A 3603-nucleotide genomic window follows, 5' to 3' on the forward strand; every position below is an offset into this window, starting at 1 on the left:
GCTCGGCGGCGGGGACGTGGGCGGGGCGCTGCCGTCGAGGCCGAAGAACCGGATCGCCTGGCTCGCGTCCACCGGCAGGTTGTGTCCGACGCCCTGCATGCTGATCGCCTCGATGGGGGCGGTGCCGCCGCTGCCGCCGTACCGGGTGCGGGTGTAGGTGGACTGCGGCCGGTCGGTGTAGGTCGGGGTCTGGCTCAGCCCGTGCACGTTGGTCCACTGCTTGATGGCCTCGGTGAAGTTCTGGTAGCGCAGCACGTCGTCGTTGGTGCCGTGCCACAGCTGCATCCGGGGCCGCTTGCCGGTGTACCCCGGGTACGCGTTGCGGACCAGGTCACCCCACTGCTGCGGGGTCCTGACGATCTGGCCGTTGGCGCACTCGCTGTTCCACTCCGAGCCGTTCGTGGTGGCGAAGCAGCCGAACGGGACGCCGGAGTAGGCGGAGCCGGCGGCGAACACGTCCGGATAGAGCCCGAGCAGCACGTTGGTCATCATCGCGCCGGACGAGATTCCGGTGGCGAAGATCCGGTCGCCGTCCACCGGGTACCGTGCCCGCACGTAGTCGATCATCGACTTGATCCCGACCGGATCGCTGCCTCCGTCGCGGCGCAGCGCCTGCGGCGAGGCCACGTCGAAGCACTTGCTGCTGCGGGTCACCGACGGGTAGATCACGATGTAGCCGTACCGGTCGGCCAGGGACGCGAACTGGGTGCCCGAGTACATGGCCGGTCCGGAGCCGGTGCAGTAGTGCACCGCCACCACCAGCGCGGGGCGTGGGGCGACCCGGTCCGGCACGTACAGGTACATCTGCAGGTTGCTGGGATTGGCGCCGAAGTTCGACACCTGGGTCAGGGTGGCCGCCGACGCCGGGCTGGGGACCGACACGGCCGCCAGGGCCGTCAGCGCGCCGGCTGCCAGGGCGGTGCCGAGCAGTCTGAGCTTCGCTCTCATTGGGGGAGTCCTCCGGAAGGGCCGATGGGGACGGATATGCCGATCGAGGCTGCCCGGCGCCCGATCGTGCCCGGCTCAGGACATCCACAGTAGTGGATGCGGCGGATGGTCTGGCAAGGACGGACGCCGGCCCGGTCCGCGACCCGTGGGCAACCCACCGAGCCCACCGGCGGCGGGAACCGGGGCATTGATCCCGACCGGCATCCTGAGAGGGGGGACCGGCCACCCCGGGCCGGCAGTGGCGCCGCCCGGCCGCGTCGATCCGGCATCCGCCGGACCGCGTTGCACCGGCACCACCGGGCCGGGCCGGGCCGGGCCGCGACGAGCGGGGCGGCCCGGCCCGGCGACCGGAAGCCCGAGGCAGAGGGGGCGAGCAGTGGAACAGGCCGACAGGTCCGCCGTGGGCGCGGTGTGGCGTGAGCATCGGCGGTGGTCGTTCGCCGCGGGCAACACCAAGCGGAGCATCACGTTCTGGCGTACCGCGGCCCTCGCGGCGTCGGTGTGCGGTGCGGTCCTGACCACCGCGGCGGTCCAGGTGGGGCTGGGCGGCGTGCCGGGTCGCGCGCTGGCGACCGCCGGCGCCGTCGCCCTCGCCCTGGCCCCGGTGGTACGGGTCGCGCGCCTGGGACCGGACCGGATCGAGGCGTGGACGAGAGTCCGTGCCGCCAGCGAGGCGCTGAAGGCGCAGGTCTACCTCTTCCTCACCGGTGCGCAGCCGTACGACGGGCCGGACCGTGCCCCTCGTCTGCGGGCCCGCGCCACAGCCGTCGCCGACGACGTGGCCGACCTCGCCGGGATGACGCTCGGCACGCCCGACCTCGACATCCCGGTCCCGCCGGTCGGTGACGTGGCCGGCTACCTCGCCCACCGGCTCCGCCCGCAGATCGACGGCTACTACCGTGCCGGCGCGGCTCGACAGCAACGCCTGATGGTGCGGTTCCGCAGCGCGGAGTTCGCGATCGCCGCCGTCGGTGCCGTGCTCGGCGCGCTCGCCGCCACCACCGGGGCCGGTGGGGTCGGCGTCTGGGTCTCGGCGGTGACGGTGGTCGGCGCGTCCGTCACGGCGCACATCGCCGCCGCCAGGTACGAGCACCTCGTCGTGTCGTACCTGGCGACCGCGCGGCGGCTGGCCGCCCTGCTGGAGGAGTGGGAGGCGACGGCCGACCGCTCGCCGGCCGCCGCCGCGGCGTTCGTCAGCGCGTGTGAGGAGGTCATCTCCCGAGAGAACGAGAGCTGGCTGGCCGCGTGGACCCACGACCGGGAGCCGGGCTGACCGCCCTGCCGGTCAGGTGGGGCGGTACTCGACCTCGGGACGGCCGGGAGTGCCGTAGCGAGGACTGCGGTCCGCCCGGCCGGTGTCGGCCAGGTGCTCCAGGTAGCGTCGGGCGGTGACCCGGGACATCCCCGTCCGCTCGGCCACCTCGGACGCCGACTGGCCGGGCCGGGTGCGCAGCGCGTCCAGCACCGCGTCGAGGGTCGCCGCGACCAGTCCCTTCGGCAGGGTGTCCGGCGCGGTGCCGCGCAGGGTGGCGAACATCCGGTCCACCTCGTGCTGCGCCGCCACCGCGCCGCCGGCCGACGCCTGCGCCCGGTACGCCGCGTACCGCTCCAGCTTGTCGCGGAACGCGGCGAACGTGAACGGCTTGAGCAGGTAGTGGGTGACGCCGAGGGCGACCGCCGCGCGTACCATGCTCAGGTCCCGGGCGGAGGTGACCGCGAGTACGTCGGCGGTGCTGCCGGCGGCCCGCATCGTCCGGCACACCTCCAGCCCGTGCATGTCGGGCAGGTGGAAGTCGAGCAGCACCAGGTCCACCCGGTCGTCCGAGCGCAGCACCGCCATCGCCTCCCGCGCGGTGCGTGCCACCGCCACCACCCGGAACCCGGGGATCCGTTCGGTGTACGCGCGGTGCGCCTGCGCGATCAGCTCCTCGTCCTCGACGACCAGCACCCGGATCTCGTCGCTCACGTGCGTGCCCCGATCGGGAGCCGGATCCGGAACACGCTGCCGCCCTCGGCGGCAGCGTCCACCTCGTATCGCCCGCCGTGTCGGGCGATGACCTGGCCGACCAGCGCCAACCCCAGGCCCCGGCCGGGCCGCTTGGTCGACCAGCCGCGGCGGAACGCGTCGGCCACCTGTTCCGGCGGCAGTCCCGGGCCACTGTCGCCCACCTCGACGAGCACCTCGCCGTCGGTCTCGGTCACCCGGACCCGGACCCGCCGGGGTGGGGCCGCCACGGCGACCGCCTCCAGGGCGTTGTCGACCAGGTTGCCCACGACCGTGAGCAGGTCGGTGGTGGGCAGGGCACCCACGTGCAGCCGGGAGTCCGGGTCCACGGTCAACTCCACGCCCCGCTCGGCGGCCTGGGCGGACTTGCCGAGCAGCAGCGCGGCCAGCGCCGGTTCGGCGATCGCCCCGACCACCTCGTCGGTGAGCCGCTGGGCCAGGGCCAACTCCTCGGTGGCCAGCCGCACCGCCTCGTCGGAGCGGCCCAACTCGACCAGGGTGAGCACGGTGTGCAGGCGGTTGGCGGCCTCGTGCGCCTGGGCGCGCAGCGCCTCGGTGAGCCCGCGTACCGAGTCCAGTTCGCTGCTGAGCGCACGCAGCTCGGTGTGGTCGCGCAGGGTGAGCACGCCTGGCTCGTATACACAGCTGAC

The 3603-nt window shown here is 73.9% G+C and carries 4 protein-coding genes; 1 reads left to right on the top strand and 3 read right to left on the bottom strand.

Annotated features, from left to right (window positions below):
• The coding region (locus E1182_RS29755) for a PHB depolymerase family esterase (protein ID WP_132271036.1) at window positions 1-948 on the bottom strand (948 nt) is incomplete at its 3' end.
• Window positions 949-1324: 376 nt separating this feature from the next.
• On the opposite strand from E1182_RS29755, the gene E1182_RS29760 reads away from it, so the two are divergent.
• The gene (locus E1182_RS29760) at window positions 1325-2221 is read left to right on the top strand and encodes a DUF4231 domain-containing protein (RefSeq protein WP_165942765.1); all 897 of its coding nucleotides are present in this window, start codon (window positions 1325-1327) and stop codon (window positions 2219-2221) included.
• A 12-nt stretch (window positions 2222-2233) separates the two neighbouring features.
• On the opposite strand, the gene E1182_RS29765 is transcribed toward E1182_RS29760, so the two are convergent.
• Together E1182_RS29765 and E1182_RS29770 are read right to left on the bottom strand one after the other, a co-directional pair.
• Entirely contained in the window at window positions 2234-2914 is a 681-nt protein-coding gene (locus tag E1182_RS29765; RefSeq protein ID WP_132271038.1) for a response regulator, read from the bottom strand.
• Window positions 2911-3603: sensor histidine kinase (locus tag E1182_RS29770; protein ID WP_132271039.1), on the bottom strand; the 693-nt coding region annotated here is incomplete at its 5' end. The genes E1182_RS29765 and E1182_RS29770, both read right to left, overlap by 4 nt.

This window comes from Micromonospora sp. KC721 (assembly GCF_004348355.1).
Classification (GTDB): domain Bacteria; phylum Actinomycetota; class Actinomycetes; order Mycobacteriales; family Micromonosporaceae; genus Micromonospora.